Source organism: Fibrobacter intestinalis, assembly GCF_900167415.1.
GTDB lineage: Bacteria > Fibrobacterota > Fibrobacteria > Fibrobacterales > Fibrobacteraceae > Hallerella > Hallerella intestinalis.
On sequence record NZ_FUWU01000055.1, the window covers coordinates 1 to 19,795 of the forward strand.

Below are 19,795 nucleotides of genomic sequence, written 5' to 3' on the forward strand. Positions count from 1 at the left end.
CCCTTTCAGGGATACTTCAACTATGGAATCAAAGATTCCAAGTTTCAGGGATGCAAAGCCGAAGCAATCTGTGCTGGCACCTCGTCATTGCGAGGAGCGTAGCGACGTGGCAATCTTGTCAGCGGGAAAGGATTGCTTCACCCCTCCGGGTTTCGCAATGACGGTCGCTTTCAAATATGACTGATTTTCTCCTTGGTGGGTACGCAATGACGAATACTACTAGTCTCCTCGAAGATAATGCCTGCAAACAAGCTTGCGGCGCAACATTCGCCTTGCACGCTTTTGCAAAGGCTCCCTTCCAGGGACAATTCGTCTAAAAGAGTAAAACTCTTAAGACTCATGAGCAGCCCCTTTCCCCTTCACCCTATCCCCCGCCACGCTTTGCTGTGGGAAATTTTAGATTCTGGGGCGGAATGAGATATGTTACTTCGCGAAAGGGGAAACTCGGTTATCAGTTATCAGTTCCGACTCCCAACTCCCAACTACCTCCTCCTGATCACTAGTTGCTAACCATGGTTCGACAACCGGTTGCTGAGCCTGTCGAAGCACACCAACCAAGCAAATCGGGTGGAATTTTGTATATAAATTCCCAAAATAAAGTAGCGTCAGAAACCCAATTTATCCAAGCTCGATCAAAATAATGTTAAACGTGTTGCTGTTCAGAAACTTTTACGAAATCCCCGTTTTTTAATTTTTTGTAACAATCCTAAAATCTTTTTGCTTTTTTTAGCCCTGTCTTGAAAATATATTCCAAAATGGAATGAAAAACGCTGTCAGAATCATTTGTGGAATAGCTCTTTTGTCTTCATTGGCGTTTGCAAGCGCTTCGGGCGAAGTTGCTGATTCTTTACAAAACCGTCTATCGGTAGATTTAGGAGTGTCGCTGGAAGGAGCGTTCGGATTGTGGAACGTTAAATTGGAAGAAGATCATATTCGCGCACCGGAATTTGGTTTTGGTGTTTCTTCGCTTTGGGGAATAGGGCATTTGGCTTTTCGGATTTCGGCTTTAGGCAAATACCAGGCGGTATATGTCAGTGAAGGAACGCAAGCGACGATCAATGAAGGCTTTTGGCGATTGGGCGGCGGGGTCGCTGTTCGGTTGCAGGAAAATTCTTTGGAAGGATTTTGGACCGAAATCGGTTCTTCATGGATGTTCCCGCTTCGAAAATCGAAAACACTGTGCGAAGGATCGGATGGAACGCAAGATATTCGCTGGTCTTTGAAAACGGATTTGGAAGTTCCCTTGGAATTTTCTTTAGGGTATCGCATTCCCGTGGGATTCGTATCGTTGGATTTTTCTCTGTTTGGAATGTATGATTTGACAAAGCCTTTGACTTTTCGTGTAAATGGAAATGAGCGGCAAAGCAGGGCTTGGAATGTTGGCTTTAGGACAACTCTTTGGGGGTTGAGGTTTTGATGCTTTTTGGGAAAAAGATAAGAAAAAATTTTTTGCTCACTGCGCTATTTTTCCTTTTTGGTGTTGTCGCGTGTGACGATACGGATTTGCGGGCGGTTTCTGGGATTGAGGATTCGAGTTCTGCGGAAACGATTAGTTCAGCTGTGGAAATGTCGTCTTTTTACGAGTCCAGTTCTTCGTTCATGGAGACTGTTCCTGCAAGCTCGTTTGAAGAAAACTCCAGTTCATCGGAAAATAGCAGTTCCGACGTGAGTTCCTGTGAATTTTCATCTAGTTCTGCGAAGTCTAGCAGCTCAGTAAAATCCAGCAGTTCGGTGGTTTCGTCGTCCAGCAAAGATGCTGAAATCACGATTGTGGGGACTTGTGCTCCGCAAAACGATACCATTATCATGGGAACTTCGGCCACATGGATTTTTTCTCAGCAAAGCCCCGAAGATAAAACGCTGGCGGAAAACGCAAAATTTAAATGGGTCATTAGCGGCTCTTATGAAGGAAAGGCTTCTGGAAAAGGTAAAATTTCAGCTTCGGGCACTTACCCGGAAGCGGGCGAGTACGATGCCAAGTTGACGATTGATGGCGGCGATACGATTTTTTGTGAAAAATTGTTCGTGAGAAAGCCGATGCTTTTGGGGTGCGAATGCAAAGCCGAATCAAGAACTGTAGAAGCGCAGTCGCGTGCCAAGTGGACTTTGTCGGGCTGTGTCGGCGAAAATAATGCGGGACTGAGCAAAGTTGTCTGGTCGGAAGATGTGACGTCCAACGGCTGGACGGAAGCGACAAAAGAACTGTCCGCGGGAGAAACGGCGGAGCCTACGGTGGAAGCGCAGAATGGTGCGGGTTATTCTTTGACCATCCCTTGTGAATCGGTTGCCGCATATTAGCTGTTGAGTGCTTGGAAATCGCTTTTTGAAAGCGGATACGACAAAATTCTTTAGTGGTGTTATATTTTTGCCATGAATATCGTATTGCTTGTTGTTGTTCTCGCCTCTGCGCTTTTGGCTTATTTGCCGGGAGAATGGAAATTTCCCTCCGTTCCTAATTCCCACGGACTTTTGGGAAATCCGGCGGGGCTTTCTGCATTTGATTCGCCTGGAGCCATTTTGAATTTCGGGCGAGACAAAGAGGACGTTTATGAATTTTCGACCGGTCTGAGCGGCGATTATCTCGGTGCTGCTTTTAGTTACCGTTCGGATTACGAAAAAGTGGATGAATCTCGATGGAATTTGATAGCTTCTCTGCCTTTGTTGGATCGATATGCCTTTTTGGGATTTTCGGCGGGAGCTTTTCGCAGTTCCGCATTTCGAGGAACGGATTTTTCGGCGACACCAGGCGTTTTGATTCGTCCTTTTCATTTTTTGGCTTTGGGATTTAACAGCCGACACGCATTGCAGTTTGGACCGGAAAAAGAAAGGCGAATTCAGGAATACGGGGCGACTTTGCGCTTGCTTGAAGGAATGTCGGTCAGTTACGCTGGAGAAAACAAGAACACGCATCGATTGCTGGTGCAAGCGGATTTGGGATTTTTGAATTTGGGTGTGCAGATTCCTCTTCATGGCGACGATGAATGTCGGATTTTTGCATCGCACGCTTTTGGCCGTACCTTCCAAGGAACGATCGCTGTGGATGACGATTGGAAGCCAAGACATTTTTCTATAGCTTATCACAAAGCCAAAGTCGCGGATCCGTATATGCTTTCTCGAGTTGTTCGGGTGCCGCTTTCGATGCCGCTCACCGAAACCGAGCCCGGATTTTCGCTTTTGGGAAGCCGCTCTTTGAGCGTAGAATCTTTGCGTGAAAATTTTGATTTGCTCCTTGCCGATAAAAGCGCCCAGCTGATTATTTTTGATTTTACGGGTTACAAGGCGGGAGCGGCGATTTCCAAGGAAATCGAGCGGGGAATTATCAAGTTGAATTTGCAAGGAAAAACGACAGTTGCCTATTTAGATGAATTGCGGCCAGCGACGCTTCTTGCTTCCAGTGCGGCGACAAAAGTGGTTCTTTCACCGTTGGCGCGGGTAAATTATCGCGGGGTTGGCGGCGAAGTGCTGTATTACAAAGGCCTTTTTGATTGGGTGGGAGTCAAGGTGGAACTTTTGCGGCATGGGGCTTACAAGTCGGCTGTAGAGCCATGGACCGCAGATTCGATGAGTGCGGAGGCGCGGGAAAATTACACGCAGCTTTATCAGGATTGGTGGACTTCAATAACGGAAGACGCGCGTAGTCGCATTTCGAATACCGCCGTGTTGGATTCGTTGCAGGAACATCCCAGCTTACTGGCTTCCGACGCAAAAAAATCGGGTTTGGTCGATACGTTGTTGTATTTGGACGAGGTCGCTCCTTATGCGCTGAAAACGCTTTACGGACTGGATGCTCCTTTTGTCCGGGTTGCCGATTATGTTCCTCGAGCAGGTGTGCGCTTGTTTGACGAGGACTGGCGCCCGCGTTCCAAGATTGCCCTTTTGAATATCGAAGGCTCTATTGTTGATGGCCACGGCGGTTATGACCCTTTAACGGGAAGGCGCAGTACGGGGTCGGCTGAAGTTCTTGAAGCTTTGGGCTGGTTGATGAAGTCGCCTGAATATGCGGCCTTAATTGTGCGAATCAACAGTCCGGGCGGTTCGGCGCAAGCGGCGGATGCGATTTGGCATCGTTTGCAGACGATTTCTAAAACCCAAATGCCCGTGGTGGCGAGCATTGGAGATATGGGTGCTAGCGGTGGTTATATGATTGCTTGCGGGGCGAATGAAATTATTGCGGAAAAATCGAGCATCGTTGGCAGTATCGGCATTTTTGGCGGGAAAGTGAGTGCAAAAGGACTTTTGGATAAATTGAAATTGCGCATGGAATCGGTGAAATCACACGAACATGCCGATGCGGAAGGAGTCGGGCGGGAATTTACAGAGAATGAAAAAGTGGCCTTGCAAAATTATTTGGACACTTTCTACGGGCATTTTTTGGACGTGGTCAGTGGAGCGACGCAGCTTTCCACGGATTCTTTGGATCGAAGTCTGGCCGGAGGACGAGTTTTTACGGGGAGTCAGGGTGTGCGTAACGGGCTTGTTCAGAAAATTGGTGGATTGGATCTTGCTGTGCAGGAAGCAAAGAGGTTTGCGGGAATTTCGAAAAGCCGTCCGGTAGTTCTTCGGTCGATTCTTTCGGATAAATCCTACCTCTCTCGCAGCTTTTCGGACGGAATCCATTTGGCGGATTGGATAAATTCGATAGAAAAAACGCAAGTTTGGGCTCTTTTTGTGGCTCCACCCTTGCCGTTTTAAGCAAATTATTTAAATTATGTCCGCACCGATGAGCTATGGTGTAATGGTAGCACAACAGATTCTGAATCTGTTTGTCTAGGTTCGAATCCTGGTAGCTCAATAAGGATAGGCCGGTTTTTTCGTCGGCCTTTCTTATTTTTAAATGAAAAACGGACGGCTGGTTTAGGCTCCCTTTAAAATTCATTCCAACCAACGGTCCCTGAGCCTTGGTTAGTGAGCTTGTCGAACTAGCCGAACCACTTCACCTGAGCAATTTTTAGAGGTGGCCTTTAATTTTTCCGATTACGGCAATTTTGGGCGCAACGGCTGCAATTTCCGCAACAAGTTTTCCCGTTTTTCCGATTTTTTACGATTTTTCGGATAGCCAAAACACAAGCGGCGGCAACGATGAAAAGGATGAGAATGTCCCAGAAATTCATCAGAATCCTATTGCAGAAAGGAATGTTTTTACGCTCCATGCGGCAATCCAGGCTATGGCGCATTGAAAAAGGACGACAAAGAGCGCGTATTTTTTTCCGAGTTCACGCTTGACGGCAGAGATGGCGGCAACGCAAGGCGTGTAGAGTAAACAGAAAACCAAAAGAGTGGCGGCGCTTAAGGCTGAAAGAACATTTTTCACATCTTCGGTAAAGAGGACTTGCAGCGTGGAAACGACGGATTCTTTGGCCATAAATCCGCTGATGAGAGCTGTGCAAATTCTCCAGTCCGCTAGACCGAGAGGGGCAAATAGCGGTGAAATCCATCCTGCTAAGGCGGCGAGAATGCTGTCTTTGGAATGTTCCACCATATTGAAATGCAAATCGAAGCTCTGCAAAAACCAGACGAGAATCGTAGCGATAAGAATAATGCTGAATGCGCGCTCCAAAAAATCTTTTGCTTTTTCCCACAGAAGCTGGCGAACGTTTCGGAATGCAGGCAGTCGGTAGTTGGGAAGCTCCATCACAAAGGGAACGGGTTCTCCGCGAAAAAGGGTCTTGCGGAAAATCAGGGCGATGACTATGCCGAATAGAATTCCCAAAAGATAAAGGATGGAAATGACAAGGCCTCCGTGCCCCGGAAAAAAGGCGCTGACAAAAAAAGCGTAAATGGGAAGTTTTGCCGAACAGCTCATGAACGGCGTTAAAAGAATGGTCATTTTTCGATCGCGGGCACTAGGCAATGTGCGAGTGGACATCACCGCGGGAACGGTGCAGCCAAAACCGATGAGCATCGGGACAATGCTTCTTCCCGAAAGTCCGATTTTTCGCAATAGTTTGTCCATGAAAAAAGCGACGCGGGCAATGTAGCCGCTATCTTCTAAAAGGGAAAGAAAAAAGAAAAGTACGACGATAATCGGCAAAAAACTGAGAACGGTACCGACGCCGACCAAAATGCCATCCACCACCAGACTATGGATTGTCGCGTTAACGTGAAGAGCTGTTAATGCAGAATCTGTCCAAGCCGTAATTTTATCAATGCCCGATTCCAGGAACTCTTGTAACCATGCGCCGATGACGTTGAACGTCAAATAGAAAACGCTCAGCATGATGGCGATAAAACATGGTATGGCCGTAAACTTGCCGGTGAGAAACCGGTCGATGTAAAGGCTTCGGCGGCTTTCTTTGCTTTGCACCGGTTTGATGACAGTTTGCTCGCAGACCTTTTGAATAAATTCAAACCGCATATCGGCAATGGCTGCGCTGCGATCCAGGCCTCGTTCCTTTTCCATTTGCGCTGTGATATGTTCCAGCATCTCCGTTTCATTGGCATCGAGCTGGAGCTGCTCAAGAATAAGTTCATCGCCTTCGACGACTTTGCTCGCGGCAAAGCGAATCGGCAAGCCTGCTCTTTCAGCATGGTCTTCTATCAAATGGATGACGGCGTGCAGACAGCGGTGAACGGCTCCGTTGTGCTGATTTTTATCGCAAAAATCTTGATGGCGTGGGCGTTCTTGGTTTTGAGCGACGTGAAGGGCGTGGGAAATCAGCTCTTCAATTCCTTGATTGCGAATTGCCGAAATCGGTATGACCGGAACGCCAAGCAGGGCTTCCATTTCGTTGATGTCGATGGATCCGCCGTTTCCCGTCACTTCGTCCATCATGTTGAGGGCGACGACGGTGGGAACGTTCATTTCCAGCAGTTGCATGGTCAGATAGAGATTGCGCTCGATATTGGACGCATCGACGATGTTGATAATTCCCTGCGGCTTTTCATTCAGCACAAAATTTCGAGATACGATTTCTTCGCTGGAATAGGGCGACATGGAGTAGATGCCGGGCAAATCGACCACAGAGGCGTTTGTTGTCTCGCGAATGCGCCCTTCTTTTTTATCAACAGTCACACCTGGGAAATTGCCAACGTGTTGATTTCCTCCGGTTAATTTGTTGAAAAGAGTGGTTTTGCCGCAATTCTGATTGCCCACTAATGCGAATTTTAATGGGGTTTCTGCCGGCAGCGGCGAAGCGTTGTTTTCGGAATGAAAGAAGCCTTCTTCGCCAATTCCCGGATGAACGGATTTTTTGCTCTCTCTTGCGTGAAGATGCAGTTTACTTCGTGCGGGAATCGGTTCCACTTCAATTCGGGCAGCGTCCATCAGGCGAAGGGTCAATTCGTATCCGTGAATTTGCAGTTCCATCGGATCGCCCATAGGGGCGAATTTGGTGACGGTAACTTCGGCACCGGGAAGAACGCCCATATCCAAAAGATGCTGACGCAGAATGCCTTTCCCTCCGACGGAGCGAATGACGGCACTTTGACCGACTTTGAGTTTGCGAAGCGATGTCATCAAGCGGCCTCAAAAAAAATGAAACTGATTTAAATATAGAAAGCTCTTTCATGCCTTGTGGTTTCTACATTTGTTTTTATGGCTGCCGTAGATTTTTACTCTTTTTTCTCTGCCTATTTTGGCGACCGCTGGGATGAACTTTTGCCTGCGCTTCGAGGAGAATCCGTTTACGAAACGATACAGTATCCGGGAAAAGAACCTTATTATTTGGATGAGGCTTCTGCATTTGCAGCCCGGTCGTTAGGTGTAGAGCCGGGAATGGATGTTTTGGATATGTGTGCGGCTCCTGGCGGGAAAACGCTCCTTTTGGCGTCATCTTTAGCGGGCCGAGGTTCGCTTCAGTCGAATGATCGTTCTCCGGACAGACGTCAGCGTTTAATGCACAATATTGAAAATACCCTTCCCGAAAATTTGGCGTCCGTCATTAAAGTTTCGGGATACGACGGCGTTCGTTTCGGTCTGTTTCGCAAAAATGAATTTGACCGCATTCTTTTGGACGCACCGTGCTCTTCGGAAAGGCACGTGATGGAAAGCGAAAAATATCTGGCGGAATGGACCCCCAAGCGGATTGCGCATATTGCTGTGACGCAGGGTTCCCTGCTGGCGAGTGCCGTAGATGCTTTGAAAATCGGCGGGCAAATGATATATAGCACCTGTGCGCTTTCAAAAATGGAGAATGACGATGTTGTCCGTAAAATTTTAAAAAAGCGCAAAGGCCGTGTTCATGTTTTGGAATTGAAACCAGAAATTTCTGGAACCGATGTGACGGAATTTGGCGTGCAAATGCTTCCGGATAAGTGCGCTGGGCGAGGTCCCATCTATTGCGCCAAGTTGGAGAAAATCGCATAAAGAACTATCTTCCGACCATCCGTAGTTCAACAGGTTCGTCAATTGTAGTTGAATCCGTTCGACAAGCGGCTACTTCCCTTCGGCAGGCTTAAGGACCGATTGTCGAACTAGCTGAAGGGCTGTAACCACTAATCCCGAGTCCTCAAACAACCGATTTCTTGAAAATGAATTTTTAGAGGTGCCAGAATTCAATTCCTGGATTTATGTCGGCGACCGCGTTTCCCATTCTGTGGCGTAAATGTTGCAGTAGTCAATGCTATGAAATTTTCTCGTCGAGAGCTTCTTTGAGGGCAAAAAAGATTCTCGTGGAAAATTCTATCGCCCTTATTCACAAGATTTAAATTATTTTAGAGTCGTATGAAATCTTTTTTTTATTTCTGTTTTTTTTCTTTGTTGTGCTTGACTTCCGCTGCAATGGCAAGAGACGTTCCGGTTCGTTATGTGCTTGCTAACGAATCGGTGGAGCAAGACGCCAAGTTTGTAAAAATCGCCAAGGATACCGTTTATCTGTTGCCTTTGGATTCTGCGGAAATTGCGGAAATTCAAAAAAAGGATGAGGCTCTGCTGAAACAGCTAGAACCGGATTCCGTGGAAGAGGAAAATCAAACGGGAGATATGGAATCCGATCAGAACTTGAATCCCTTGGAAGCTGCCGAGGATTCCGCGATGGTGGCGGATTCCCTTGCTCGGGTGGATTCCCTTGCGCGAGCGGATAGTTTGGCGAAAGCGCAAGCGGATAGTGCGAAAATTGCCGCCGCTTCGGATTTTGAAGCGGCTCTTCTTGCGCAGGAAAAACAAGCGATGGAAGATTCTTTGGCAAAAGAAAAAGCGATGGCTGATTCCATTGCTGCGGTTTCCGATTCTATTCGTGCCGTGGAAAGGCAGGATTCGTTGGATAAAATCGCCGCTATTCCCATTGAACAAAAGTATATCAAGATATTCAAGTACGAATTGATGCGCATGACGAATTTGGAATCGGGGGAAGCCGTCAATCTTTCTTTATCCGATTTTGTATTTCCGGAACTTGACGACGAAGAAGAACCGATATATCCCGACGGCAATGCTAATTTGCGAGTCACATCCTACCCGGATAGTTGCGAAATTTACATCAATGGGGAATCGCTGGAATTGTTTGCTCCCGATACCATTCGAAAAATCAAACCGGGCAAATACACCGTGTCGGTTCGCAAAATGCTCAAAGGCGTGGACTGGTGGGGTTCCAAAACCATTAAAATCAATGCGGATTCGCTGAATGTTGTGCATATCGAAGTGGAGCGTCCCACAACGAAATTGACGGTGGCGACAATTCCTGATGGCGTAGAAGTTTATGTAGATGAGCAGCCGAATGAAAGCATTTTGCCTGAATATCTGACCGATGTGGCTATTGAAACGGAACCGTCGGTGCAAAAAATTATCTATTTGCGAAAAGTGGGTTATTTGGATACGGCTTTAGCGGTCGAAGTGAAAGCATTTATGCCGAATCCGGTTTACGTCGAATTGGAAGCTGTGGATAATGCAAGCGTTGTGGAAATGCAGCGCGAATATGATCGGGAACGCGCTAAGCGTCGAATCGGGAGAGGGCTTTTGTGGAGTTCCATTGCGCCGATTATTGCTGGCGGTGTGTTCTGGTATTTGGCGGAAAGGGACTGGAGTGACGCCGCTGATAAAAAATCCGCTTATAACAAGAGCGCATTTGAAAGTCCCGATACGCAAAAATTGCTTAAGAAGAACAAAGACTTAAACGATTCTGGCGATACGAAAGGGCTGATTGGGCTAGGATTTGGCGTTGTCGGCGTGGGCTTGTTTGTAACCGGCTTTGTTCTGGCGTTCTAAAAATTGGGCGATTCCTATTAAAAGTAGGCAGCAAAGAATTGGTGCCATCATATTAAACGGCGAGCGATATTGAATTGCCGCTGGAGTTGCCATCCATAGATAGACAAGCAGAGTGTGAACGCTGTAAATTTCAAGACTGTGCCTGCCGAGAATGCGGCAAAAGCTAAAGTCCAGCCAGAGAGGCTTGTGGCGAATGACAAAAGAAATGATTCCCACGAAGGCAAGGAAATTAATAAATCGCAACAAACCGAGATGCTCTTTTGAAATCCAGAATTCGTCGGGTTGTGGAATAGGCAGCGCATCGTGCCGCCAAAGAAATAAAAATACGCACAATGTAATGCAAATGGGAAAAATGCAATCTAAGATTTGCCCATTTGTTTTCAGTGGAGATTTTTGAAATTTCCAAAGCGCACAGATTGCTGCTCCGCAGAAATAGATAAATTGCCAAGCAAAAAAATCAAAAAAACCGGGATAGGCCCAATGAGGAACGAACTGCAAAAATGTGCTGCGAAGCGGACCTTGTGCAAAAATCCAAATCAAAAAAGAAATGGCCCAGACCTGTTTTAAACGCCCTCTAGCAATTTGCGGAAGGGCAAAAAAGCCGATGGCCAGCAGAATGACGTAGAGCGGAAGAACGTCCAGCCATTCAGGCGTATAAATGAGAGTAGCCGCCAGCGTGGATCCGCCCAAAGGATGCTCGTACAGCCCGCTAAAAAAATGCCGAATTTTCGGGAAAAAGAAAAATGCCGCGAGTGCCAGTGCCAATACAGAAAGAATATGGTATATCCAAATGCGGGAAGCGCGTCGCAACATCCAACAGGAATTTTCTCCACGGGAAGTTTTGCTGATAACGGCCAGCATTCCGACAAAGCCGGAAAGAAAAAAGAAGCCCTCTGCCGCCGAGAAAAATCCAAAACATTGATAAAGATAATGGGAAATGGGTCCGGAAAAATGATCCAGAACCATCTGCAATAAAAGAATCCCCCGAATAGAGTCGAGGGATTGGATGCGTTTGGAATGGGCCACGGTTAAAATTCGACGTGGCCGCTCATGCCCATCGAAATATGATTTGCTCCTGTGCCACAGATGTTATAGCCTGCCCAGAAGATGATTTCCGCTTCTACAGTCGGGTAGAGATAAAAAGACGGTCCCAAAAAATGGCGACTGTCTCCGTCGATTTCTTTGCTGGGGTCATGAAATTCATAAGCGAATCCCATGGAAAATTTTTTATGCAAATCCAAGGACGGTTCTATGTAGAACATCCGTTCGTCTTCGGAAAAAGTCTGATCTACCACAGAGGAATCCTTGTCGGCGAGAAGCGCTTGGTAATAGCTTGCCGCCAAATTGAAAAATCTGTAGCTAAAAGACGGTTCTACAAGAAATGTGTGGATGCCGTGTCCCTTGTAAGGGTGGGTTCCCCAAGTGGCGGTGATACCGTAGTTGAAAACATTTGTGCTTTTGGCGTATTGCACTTCGGTTCCCAACGCATAAGTGTAAGAGCGGCTGATTTCTTTGCCGAAAACCCAGTCGAAGCTCGGGGTAATCGTCAAGCGTTCTTCGGTTTTGGATATCAGGTCGAAGCTGTAAGTGAGGAATGTCGCCAAAGAATGGGAATTGTTTTCGGTTGCGCCGATATACGCCTTGCCGTTTTCCACTTCAAATCCCACACCGCGGATATTCTGGTCGCGAAGAATAACGGCGTAGTCTTCGGTATTTCGCCAAAAGTAATAGGAGAATGCTCCTGCATTGTAAGTGAGGTCTCCAAAGACGACTCTGGCGAGCGGAGTCAATTGCCAAGCGAGCTGAATGCCGTCAAAATTGAATGCTGTCCAGCGATTCTCATCGTCGCCCATTGCCGTTGCCCGATTTTCATGCCGCACCATCGACGTTTCCGTTTCTCCGTCTGCACCGATATAATTACTGTGCGATCTGCCAAAAATGCTGACGGAAACATTTTCATCCAAAAAGATTTTGCCTTCCAGTTTAATGTCCTGATTGGCGGCGTTGGTCGGGCTGAAGTCCTTGTCAAAATAAGAGGCGAAATCGGCGTCGATATCGCCGTGAACTTCTACATCGACAGCGAAGGCGGCAACTGCGGCGGCAAGAACAAAAAGGCTAAAATGCTTGATCATAGATTCCTTTGCGTAAAAACACATTTGGGCTTCAAAATAGAAATATACGGGAAAAGAGTCCATTTCAAGAATGGGCTTTTTTGTAAATTAAGCCGTATTATGGGACTTTTTCAAAAATTTTTTTCTGTTCTCTGCGTCGTTTTGTCTGTGAATGCTTTTGCCGGCCCCGCAGATTCCGTGATGGCTCTTTCCAAAAAATGGTTTGATTCTGGAAAAGCGTGGTCTCTCAATTTTCGAGCGAGAGTGGATTATGCCGGTTCTCCGGAATCTGGATTTCAGAGCGGTGATTTGCTGGTCACGTCCGGAGATATGTTCCGCTTGCGCATGGCGGGCATGGCGATTTATTCGGACGGCAAAAATTTTTGGCAGTGGAATAAAGAGCAAAAGCAAGTCCTGTTGAAATTGCTGGAAGATATGGAAAGCAACGTGCATCCTTCCGAATTATTGTTTAAGTATTTGCAATGCAAACCGCTTTCTATGAAACAGCAGGAATGGAATGGGCAGAAGACAAATGTGATTGTGTTGGACGCATCTCAATACGATAAGGAGTTTCAAGGGATGGAAGTCTGGCTTTCGGCAAAGGACGCGTCCCCTGTGCGTTTAGTGACAGAAGATCGGTTGGGCAATGTTTCGACTTATGAAATTTTGAATTTAAAGCGGCAGAACAAAGTAAACAAAGATGACTTTGTACTCAAACCGGAAAAAGGTATTGACGTTATTGATATGCGTTAGGAGGTGAAATGAATTCTTTTGAAAAATCTGTTTTATGGTTGGCTTTTTTGGTTTCACTCCTCTTTTCAAAAGACGACAGCTTCGTCAGCAATTTTACTTATGCGGCGGGTCCTGCGTCATCGACGGGAAGCGTATGGGTTGTGAGCCGGGGAACTGCGGGTAGCGGAATCACTCTGGTCAATTTGACGGCTTCAGCTTCGTCCATTTCGCATTCCATCGTCTTTACGGAAATTTTGCCCGATTCCCTGACTCCGGTGCAGGACGGTTTATTTACCGACGTTACGGCGGAACATCGGCGGACGCCGTTTACCTTAGCTGGGAAACTGGGTTTTGTCGTTCCTTTGATTGCGGAAAGCGATTCGGGCTTTTGGGATCCGCAGGGATATTTTAGTGCTCGCGCCGCGAATGCGGTTTCCATTCGGGACTTGCCTAATCCAAAAGGTCAATTCCCAGAGTTGCCGACCATGTCTCATGCGATTTCCTCGTTTTTATACGATTCGGTTTCGAGTGTACTATGGACGGCTCGTGGCATTTACGGAATTTCAAAAGAGGATATTAGCACGGGAATCCATTCTTCCAAGCGGACGCATTTCGTTTTGAATAAAAAGGAGCAGCGGTTGGATTCGCTTAAGGCGGCGACCGTTGTCGATTCGGTGAAATATCCTGCGGTTTATGGAATTGCCAAAACGAAGGAGGGAATGTTTTATTTGGCAACGGGTGGCGGACTTTTTATATGGGACGAAGCGAAAAACAAATTGTCTGCCTCTGGTGTTCGTGCATTGGACACGGCTCGGGTAACGGGCGTTTGGATTGGCGGTACTCCGGAGCAAATTATTGTAGAAACCAGCAAACGTTATAAATCCAGCACAGAAGATAAACTGTGGCGTTCGTATGGCGGCAAGGCATTTGCGGAAGTCGTCTTTCGGGATACGGCGGGAAAGGTGCAGAAAAATATCTATGACAAAAACGATTTCACCACAAGTCATGTTGCATTTATTGGAGACAAGGCATTTTTGTCTGTGCAAGCGGTAGAAGGCAGTTCCAGTGGACTTTTAAAATTGGATAGCATCGGGGCGATTCCTTTTGACGATGATGATCAATGGTTGTATGGATTGAATGCCGGTGTTGTGGATCGCAGCGTGGAAATTACTTCGGTGGCAGCGTTCCCGCTCACGTCCAAAATAATGGGGCTTGTCGCTTGCACAAATGGCGCAGGCATTTCGGTTTCCGCCGATACGGGAAAAAGTTGGACGCACATCATGAATCAGGCCGCGGTTAAAAATGATTTGGGATCGATTCGTATGATTCCGTCGGTTATAGGCGCAGATAATCAGTCGCTGGTTTCGTATAAAGTAAGCAAACCGTCGAAAATTACCATTGAAGTGTTCAGCTATGATATGCGTAAAGTTCGCACCATTGTAAAAAATGCAGAAAGGCCTGCAAGTACCACACGAAGCTCGCTTGCTACAGAAGATTTTTGGAATGGCCGCGATGATGCCGGACGTGCCGTTGCGATGGGAATCTATTACATTCGGGTAAAGGATAACCACGGTCATGTCGGTTGGGGAAAGGCGATTACCCTGGGAGGAAAGTAAAATGAAACGAGTGATAATTCTTTTGCTTTCGTTATTTTGTGCGTATTCTTTTGGCGAAAAAAAAGCCAATTTGGGTGGTATGGATGGATTTGTGGAACGTATGGGAACTGGCGGTCGTGAACTCGGACGGGGAAACATCGGAGCCGCTGATACTTCGTCTATGCCGGCGGCGTATTTCAACCCGGCTTTGCTTGGATTTCGAAACGGCGTTGGTTATTCTCTTGCAGCAGAAAAAAGGGATTTGGATCGCGCAGGCGGAGCGCTGGGCATAGAAACTAAAGTCGGAAATCGTATGGGAATTGGTGCTGCAGCACTTTATCGAACTGACTTGGACTTTGATGTCATCAACAGCGATGATGAAACCGTTGGCAATGCGCAGCCCTATTTTATTACGGCGTATCTCGGTGTCGGCTATCGCTTGACCAGAAAAGATGGCATCGGTTTTTCTTTAGCTTTGAGCTATGATAATCTGGACATTGCCGGAGATTATGAAGAAGCTGATCTTGTCGATTCTTACCAAAGCCCTGTTGTGCTGAATCTCGGCTGGCAGCGGGAATGGAACGAACACTGGTCCACTGCGGTGGTGATCCGGAATCTCAGCTTCAGCAAAAATTTGTCGGCCAAATGGACTCGCAATGCATCAAACGATAATTCTGTGGAGCAGAGCGAAGGTGTGCGCCCCAAAGTTTTACAAATTGCCGTCGGCTATCACACCAAATTGTTGAATCGGCCCATTTCTGTATGGATGGAAGCACTCGATTATCAAGTTGCCGACACTCTTCTTGTCTTTGACCCGGACTATCATATTTGGACGGGACGTTTTGGCATGGAATGGGAAGCGTTGGAGGGAGCTTTAGTACGGCTGGGATTTGATGATAGAAATTACACTTTCGGCTTGGGTTACAATTTCAGTTTGCGCTTCGGCAAACGTCGTTATCAGTTCCAAATCGATTATGCTCTGGTCTATGAATCCGAAGCGGAATTATGGAACCCGCTCAGCTTTGGATTCCGCGGCTGGATATAGTGCAATAAAAAACTATATTGTTTCATTATGGTAGAATCTATGGAAAATCCTGAAATCAAAGGCCCGCGTTGGCAAAGAAAAAAAGACGACCGCCCTCAAGAAATTTTAGATGCAGCCATTGAGCTTTTTGTTGCTCAAGGTTTTTCTGCTACCAAAGTGAGCCAAATAGCCCGTAAAGCCGGTGTAACTCCGGGAACTTTGTACGTTTATTACAAAAATAAGGAAGCGATTCTTCAGGAAGTGGTGATGAAAACTTTAAATCCCATTTTCTCGGCTAGCGACGCTATTTTAGAAACGTATGAAGGCAGCGCGGAAGGGTTGATGAATATTTTAATCGACAAGTGGTGGGAAGCTGTCGGAGGGAGCAGCAAAATTTCTGGCATTCCGAAACTCGCCGTTGCCGAAGTGTCTAATTTCCCGGAATTGGCGGACTTTTATGTTAAGAACATCTTGAATCCCGGGTATTCCTACATTTGTCAGGTTTTGGAATATGGCGTTAAAAAAGGGGATTTTCAAATCGAGGATGTCAATTCGACGGCGTATCTGATATTTTCCATTTTTCATGGAGCAGTAATCGATGCGCATTCCTTTAAAATCGCCAGCAGGAAAGATGTTCCGCTGGATCATTTTAAACAACGCATTCAGGATCTGGTTCTTCACGGCATTTTAAAAACGCGATAGTATTTTATGATACGTTCGCTTTTCCTTTCGTCTTTGCGAAATTTACACGAAGGCCGTTGGGAATTCGGCGATGGAATTACTGTTATCGCTGGGAAAAATGGAACGGGGAAAACGACGCTTTTGGAAGCCATTCATTTGCTGTGTGAAGGATTTTCTTTTCGGACGCATTCCCTTTCGGATCTGCTTTCTTGGAATGAACCGGAAATGATTTTACGGGGGGAATTGGCGGAGTCGAAAGAATCGGATCGCGTGTTCGCACGAGCTTTGCTTTTGAATCGAAATACGGGAACTGTCGTTAAAAAGGATGGAATCCTTTGTAAAAGTCCGGCTTCTTTTTTTGGAGAAATACCGGCTGTAATTATGCAGCCTGCGGATTTGGAAATGGTGCGTGGCGCGCCGGAAAATCGACGGCGATATTTGGATGAACTTCTCTGTTTTAAAAATGTGCGCAATGCGGATCTTTTGCGACGCTATCGTCGAATTCTTGCGGAACGCAACCAGTGGCTAAAACTGAATAAAATCGGCAAAGCCGTTGGCGGAGAAGAAGTGCATTCTGTGCTGACTCAGCAACTGATGGATTTGGGCGTAAAAATTTGGATGGAGCGAATGGCGCTTGTTCAAGAAATCTCGCCGCTCATCGTTCGGTATTATGAAATGCTCGCCGGTATTGGCGATGAAGTGGCGGTCTCTTACAAAAGTGCCGTATTTGATTTTTTAAGGGAAAAGGAGCTATCGGAAGAAATTTTGCGCGATGCTTTTGCGCATAAACTAGAAGTGCTGGACTTTTCGGAACGTATGCAGGGATTGACGCTTTCAGGTCCGCATAAAGATGATTTGTTGCTGTCTTTGCACGGACATGAAATGCGAAGTTCCGGTTCTCAGGGACAATGCCGCAGTGCTGCAATCGCTTTGCGCTTGTCGGCTTCGGATTTGGCGAGTCGGCATTTAATAAAACCGGTTTTATTATTGGATGATATTTTTGCGGAATTGGACAAAAATCGTCGCGCTGCCGTCGCCGGAGTCATTCGTGAAAAAAAATGCCAAGTTTTTGTCGCAACCCCGCGTATTGAGGATTTGCCGTTTAGTGCTGATGAAAAAATTGAAATGGGCGATTAGCAAATCCGTATAACATCTTGCGGGCGCGAAGCCTTCAGCCTTTTGTAAAAAGGATAAAGAAAGCTGTTGTCGGCAATTTGTCCAAAGACAATTGCTTGGGAGTGCGCGACGGCAAAATCGTTTGCACAATGTGCGGTCGCTTTTTTGAAGCGCTCTCGTTTGACAAGAGAAAAAATCAACAGGCGATTTTCGTCCAGAGCTTTGCTCTCGTCTCTGCTTAAAAATTCGGGAATGGACTTGCCAAGAATCCAAATGGCGGATTTGCCCGCTCTTAAAATATGGCGAAACACGGCTTGTTCTGCTGGAGAATGAAAGGAACCGATAAAGCAGACGTCTTTAGGAATTTCTTGAACCCAAAGAATCGCTTTTTTAGTGAATTTAAAATTGGCTTTGCGAGATGCAAAAAAAGCAATCTTCGGTTGTTTCCAAAGTTCTTGGTTGCCCAAATAAATCATGTTTCCTCCAAAAAAAAAGAACGCCACTGGGATTTAGTGACGTTCAAAGTTTCTTGTAATATAATAATTTTTGTCGAAGTCCGTCAAGGAGTTTAATTTTTCCGAATCAATTAGGGAAAAAATTCTTCATTCAACAAAAAAGAACGACTCTAGTAATACTAGGCCGCTCTTAATGTTTTCACAACGGAATAATCCTTATTGTGAATTGCTTTCAGATTTTCTAGTTTTACTTTAGCGTTTACAACTTATGCTTACAGCAAAGGTACGGTGGATGGCGATAGCCTTGTGGGACTTGTCATCGGTTACAACTACAATACAACTATGGCGGATTTCTATTATTTGGAACAAAGAAATTTGGAACCTTTCGGACTTAACAATAGTGGCGGAAATGCGACTTCTCGATTTGCTGAAGAAATGCAAACCGCTGATTTTGCCGAATTGCTGGGCGAAGATTTTGTTTATGATTCCAAGCAAAACGACTCCTTTCCCATTCTTGCTTGGGAATAATTGGAACATTTCAGAATTATATTTATTTCCATGAAACGATTCTTTTTATTTCTTCTTTTGTTGTCGGCGATTGTCGGGGCGTCCACTTGGACAGAGGATCCTTTTTTGGGAGCACCCTTCAGAATTTTTTCTTATCGTGCTGGAAATCAGAATTCATTTCAGGCAACTTTAGTGCGCTATGCGGATTCGTCTGTTTGTCGGGAAATTCAAAAGCCGAGGGCGGCGATTCTCTATGTCCATGGATTTAACGATTATTTTTTTCAGCGGGAATTGGCGCAAAAAATGAATGCGGCGGGCTATGCTTTTTATGCGGTGGATTTGCACCATTACGGTCGCTCTTATCGTGAAGGCGAAGTGATGGGGGAATTGCGAGATATTTCAGAATATTATGCAGAACTGGATTCGGCGTTATCGATAATTCGCCGTGAAGAAGGGACTTTTATTCCGTTGGTGCTTTTGGGGCATAGTACGGGAGGGCTCATTTCTAGTCTTTACGCTTCCGATCGCAATAACGGAGCGGATTTTGCGGCCATTGTGTTGAACAGTCCTTTTTTAGCAATGAATTTTTCGTGGGCTGCTCGACGGATAGCTTTGCCGATTCTTTCGGCGTTAGGAGGAGTTTTTCCGAATTTGGGAGTTCCTCAAAGCGAAAGCGATTGCTATGATCGATCTATCCATCAGCTCAAAGGAGGTGAATGGAATTATGATACGACTTATAAAAAACTTGGCGAATTGCCGGTAGATTTAGGTTGGGTTAGAGCCATTCATCAGGGGCATGTGCGATTGCAGCAAGGACTTCGTTTGGATCCTCCAGTTCTTGTGATGCACAGCGGATGCAGTTATGACAAAGCCGAATGGAGTGAAGAGTGCAATCATTGCGATGCGGTGTTGAATGTGACTCATATCCGTAAATATGGCGCGAATCTTGGGCATAGCGTGGAACTTGAGGAAATTGAAGGTGGCTTGCACGATTTGTATCTTTCACCTGCACCCGTCCGGCAAAAAGCTTATGACGTTACGATTGAATTTCTCAATAGCAAAATCAAGTCGTCTGTAGAATAGCGATTTGGCGTTTTTAAATAGTCGTCCCTTAAAATCCCGCCCAGCCCGCATAACTATTGGGAAAAACTGATTTCTACCCTGTGAAAATATTGCAAGGATTTCTAAAATATGATTGAAAACCTTGCATTTTTTATGTACAGACCGCCAAAATCCCACGCACAGACAAGCCTTTTCTGTTCCCTTGAGGAGCAGTTGAACCACAAGCACCCCCTCTACGTTCTCGCGAACAAGATTGACTGGAACAAGTTCGAGACCGAGTTTTCCAAATTGTTCGACGAAAAGATGGGTGCGCCAAACAAGCCGATCCGTCTTATGACCGGGCTCATCATCCTGAAGCACATCCGCAACGTATC

General features: G+C 46.2%; 17 protein-coding genes, 1 tRNA gene and 1 pseudogene. 14 read left to right on the top strand and 5 right to left on the bottom strand.

Annotated features, from left to right (window positions below; translation table 11 throughout):
- Positions 1–760 precede the first annotated feature (760 nt).
- The 4 genes from B5D40_RS12310 (at position 761) to B5D40_RS12325 (ending at position 4,792) form a co-directional block, all read left to right on the top strand.
- A complete protein-coding gene (locus B5D40_RS12310) occupies positions 761–1,417 on the top strand; it encodes a hypothetical protein (RefSeq protein WP_078777143.1) in 657 nt (218 codons plus the stop codon).
- Positions 1,418–1,449: 32 nt separating this feature from the next.
- Positions 1,450–2,298: a hypothetical protein gene (locus B5D40_RS12315; protein WP_143394444.1), complete on the top strand. Its 849-nt coding sequence runs from the start codon at positions 1,450–1,452 to the stop codon at positions 2,296–2,298.
- A 72-nt stretch (positions 2,299–2,370) separates the two neighbouring features.
- The gene (sppA, locus tag B5D40_RS12320) at positions 2,371–4,692 is read left to right on the top strand and encodes a signal peptide peptidase SppA (protein ID WP_078777145.1); all 2,322 of its coding nucleotides are present in this window, start codon (positions 2,371–2,373) and stop codon (positions 4,690–4,692) included.
- Positions 4,693–4,721: 29 nt separating this feature from the next.
- Positions 4,722–4,792, top strand: a tRNA-Gln gene (locus B5D40_RS12325).
- Between the two features lie 169 nt (positions 4,793–4,961).
- On the opposite strand, the gene B5D40_RS16540 is transcribed toward B5D40_RS12325, so the two are convergent.
- Both B5D40_RS16540 and feoB read right to left on the bottom strand, forming a co-directional pair.
- Entirely contained in the window at positions 4,962–5,174 is a 213-nt protein-coding gene (locus B5D40_RS16540) for a FeoB-associated Cys-rich membrane protein (protein ID WP_078777146.1), read from the bottom strand.
- Positions 5,111–7,456, bottom strand: a complete 2,346-nt coding sequence (feoB, locus tag B5D40_RS12335) for a ferrous iron transport protein B (protein WP_078777147.1) — start codon at positions 7,454–7,456, stop codon at positions 5,111–5,113. The genes B5D40_RS16540 and feoB overlap by 64 nt, the downstream gene beginning before the upstream one ends.
- 78 nt (positions 7,457–7,534) lie before the next feature.
- Here feoB and B5D40_RS12340 point away from each other — a divergent pair, with 78 nt between their 5' ends.
- Positions 7,535–8,305: an RsmB/NOP family class I SAM-dependent RNA methyltransferase gene (locus tag B5D40_RS12340; RefSeq protein ID WP_078777148.1), complete on the top strand. Its 771-nt coding sequence runs from the start codon at positions 7,535–7,537 to the stop codon at positions 8,303–8,305.
- Positions 8,306–8,719: 414 nt separating this feature from the next.
- Complete coding sequence (locus B5D40_RS12345) at positions 8,720–10,138, top strand: hypothetical protein (protein WP_143394442.1); 1,419 nt, start codon at positions 8,720–8,722, stop codon at positions 10,136–10,138.
- On the opposite strand, the gene opgC is transcribed toward B5D40_RS12345, so the two are convergent.
- Both opgC and B5D40_RS12355 read right to left on the bottom strand, forming a co-directional pair.
- Complete coding sequence (gene opgC / locus B5D40_RS12350) at positions 10,079–11,164, bottom strand: OpgC domain-containing protein (RefSeq protein WP_078777150.1); 1,086 nt, start codon at positions 11,162–11,164, stop codon at positions 10,079–10,081. The two genes, B5D40_RS12345 and opgC, sit on opposite strands and share 60 nt — an antisense overlap.
- A gap of 2 nt (positions 11,165–11,166) precedes the next feature.
- Positions 11,167–12,294, bottom strand: coding sequence for a hypothetical protein (locus B5D40_RS12355; RefSeq protein ID WP_143394441.1), 1,128 nt, complete (start codon positions 12,292–12,294; stop codon positions 11,167–11,169).
- A gap of 75 nt (positions 12,295–12,369) precedes the next feature.
- Here B5D40_RS12355 and B5D40_RS12360 point away from each other — a divergent pair, with 75 nt between their 5' ends.
- From B5D40_RS12360 to recF, 5 genes are read left to right on the top strand one after another with little or no spacing between them, the layout of a single operon-like run.
- Entirely contained in the window at positions 12,370–13,002 is a 633-nt protein-coding gene (locus tag B5D40_RS12360; protein ID WP_078777151.1) for a LolA family protein, read from the top strand.
- A gap of 8 nt (positions 13,003–13,010) precedes the next feature.
- Positions 13,011–14,597 (top strand): hypothetical protein, encoded by a 1,587-nt coding sequence (locus B5D40_RS12365; RefSeq protein ID WP_078777152.1) that lies wholly within the window; start codon positions 13,011–13,013, stop codon positions 14,595–14,597.
- 1 nt (position 14,598) lies between these two features.
- Positions 14,599–15,621 carry a PorV/PorQ family protein gene (locus tag B5D40_RS12370; protein ID WP_095849553.1) on the top strand — a complete coding sequence of 341 codons (1,023 nt, stop codon included), beginning with the start codon at positions 14,599–14,601 and terminating at the stop codon, positions 15,619–15,621.
- A 27-nt stretch (positions 15,622–15,648) separates the two neighbouring features.
- Positions 15,649–16,302, top strand: coding sequence for a TetR/AcrR family transcriptional regulator (locus tag B5D40_RS12375; RefSeq protein ID WP_078777153.1), 654 nt, complete (start codon positions 15,649–15,651; stop codon positions 16,300–16,302).
- Between the two features lie 6 nt (positions 16,303–16,308).
- Positions 16,309–17,418 carry a DNA replication/repair protein RecF gene (recF, locus tag B5D40_RS12380; protein ID WP_078777154.1) on the top strand — a complete coding sequence of 370 codons (1,110 nt, stop codon included), beginning with the start codon at positions 16,309–16,311 and terminating at the stop codon, positions 17,416–17,418.
- Here the strand turns inward: recF and B5D40_RS12385 are convergent.
- Positions 17,415–17,873 carry a hypothetical protein gene (locus tag B5D40_RS12385; protein WP_073305775.1) on the bottom strand — a complete coding sequence of 153 codons (459 nt, stop codon included), beginning with the start codon at positions 17,871–17,873 and terminating at the stop codon, positions 17,415–17,417. The genes recF and B5D40_RS12385 overlap by 4 nt on opposite strands.
- 267 nt (positions 17,874–18,140) lie before the next feature.
- Between B5D40_RS12385 and B5D40_RS12390 the strand changes: the two genes are divergently transcribed.
- From B5D40_RS12390 to B5D40_RS12400, 3 genes and pseudogenes are all read left to right on the top strand, one after another.
- Complete coding sequence (locus B5D40_RS12390; protein ID WP_073305773.1) at positions 18,141–18,380, top strand: hypothetical protein; 240 nt, start codon at positions 18,141–18,143, stop codon at positions 18,378–18,380.
- 30 nt (positions 18,381–18,410) lie between these two features.
- Positions 18,411–19,442: an alpha/beta hydrolase gene (locus tag B5D40_RS12395; protein ID WP_078777156.1), complete on the top strand. Its 1,032-nt coding sequence runs from the start codon at positions 18,411–18,413 to the stop codon at positions 19,440–19,442.
- 132 nt (positions 19,443–19,574) lie between these two features.
- Positions 19,575–19,795: pseudogene (locus tag B5D40_RS12400) on the top strand (IS5/IS1182 family transposase); the annotation flags it as partial.

Excerpts from the sequence above, each read along its gene's own strand:
- B5D40_RS12395 (WP_078777156.1), top strand. The coding sequence starts at position 18,411 with ATGAAACGATTCTTTTTATTTCTTCTTTTGTTGTCGGCGATTGTCGGG.
- B5D40_RS12345 (WP_143394442.1), top strand. The coding sequence starts at position 8,720 with ATGGCAAGAGACGTTCCGGTTCGTTATGTGCTTGCTAACGAATCGGTG.
- B5D40_RS12370 (WP_095849553.1), top strand. The coding sequence starts at position 14,599 with ATGAAACGAGTGATAATTCTTTTGCTTTCGTTATTTTGTGCGTATTCT.
- B5D40_RS12340 (WP_078777148.1), top strand. The coding sequence starts at position 7,535 with ATGGCTGCCGTAGATTTTTACTCTTTTTTCTCTGCCTATTTTGGCGAC.
- B5D40_RS16540 (WP_078777146.1), bottom strand. The coding sequence starts at position 5,174 with ATGCGCCATAGCCTGGATTGCCGCATGGAGCGTAAAAACATTCCTTTC.
- B5D40_RS12310 (WP_078777143.1), top strand. The coding sequence starts at position 761 with ATGAAAAACGCTGTCAGAATCATTTGTGGAATAGCTCTTTTGTCTTCA.
- feoB (WP_078777147.1), bottom strand. The coding sequence starts at position 7,456 with ATGACATCGCTTCGCAAACTCAAAGTCGGTCAAAGTGCCGTCATTCGC.
- B5D40_RS12385 (WP_073305775.1), bottom strand. The coding sequence starts at position 17,873 with ATGATTTATTTGGGCAACCAAGAACTTTGGAAACAACCGAAGATTGCT.
- B5D40_RS12365 (WP_078777152.1), top strand. The coding sequence starts at position 13,011 with ATGAATTCTTTTGAAAAATCTGTTTTATGGTTGGCTTTTTTGGTTTCA.
- sppA (WP_078777145.1), top strand. The coding sequence starts at position 2,371 with ATGAATATCGTATTGCTTGTTGTTGTTCTCGCCTCTGCGCTTTTGGCT.
- B5D40_RS12375 (WP_078777153.1), top strand. The coding sequence starts at position 15,649 with ATGGTAGAATCTATGGAAAATCCTGAAATCAAAGGCCCGCGTTGGCAA.
- B5D40_RS12360 (WP_078777151.1), top strand. The coding sequence starts at position 12,370 with ATGGGACTTTTTCAAAAATTTTTTTCTGTTCTCTGCGTCGTTTTGTCT.
- B5D40_RS12355 (WP_143394441.1), bottom strand. The coding sequence starts at position 12,294 with ATGTGTTTTTACGCAAAGGAATCTATGATCAAGCATTTTAGCCTTTTT.
- recF (WP_078777154.1), top strand. The coding sequence starts at position 16,309 with ATGATACGTTCGCTTTTCCTTTCGTCTTTGCGAAATTTACACGAAGGC.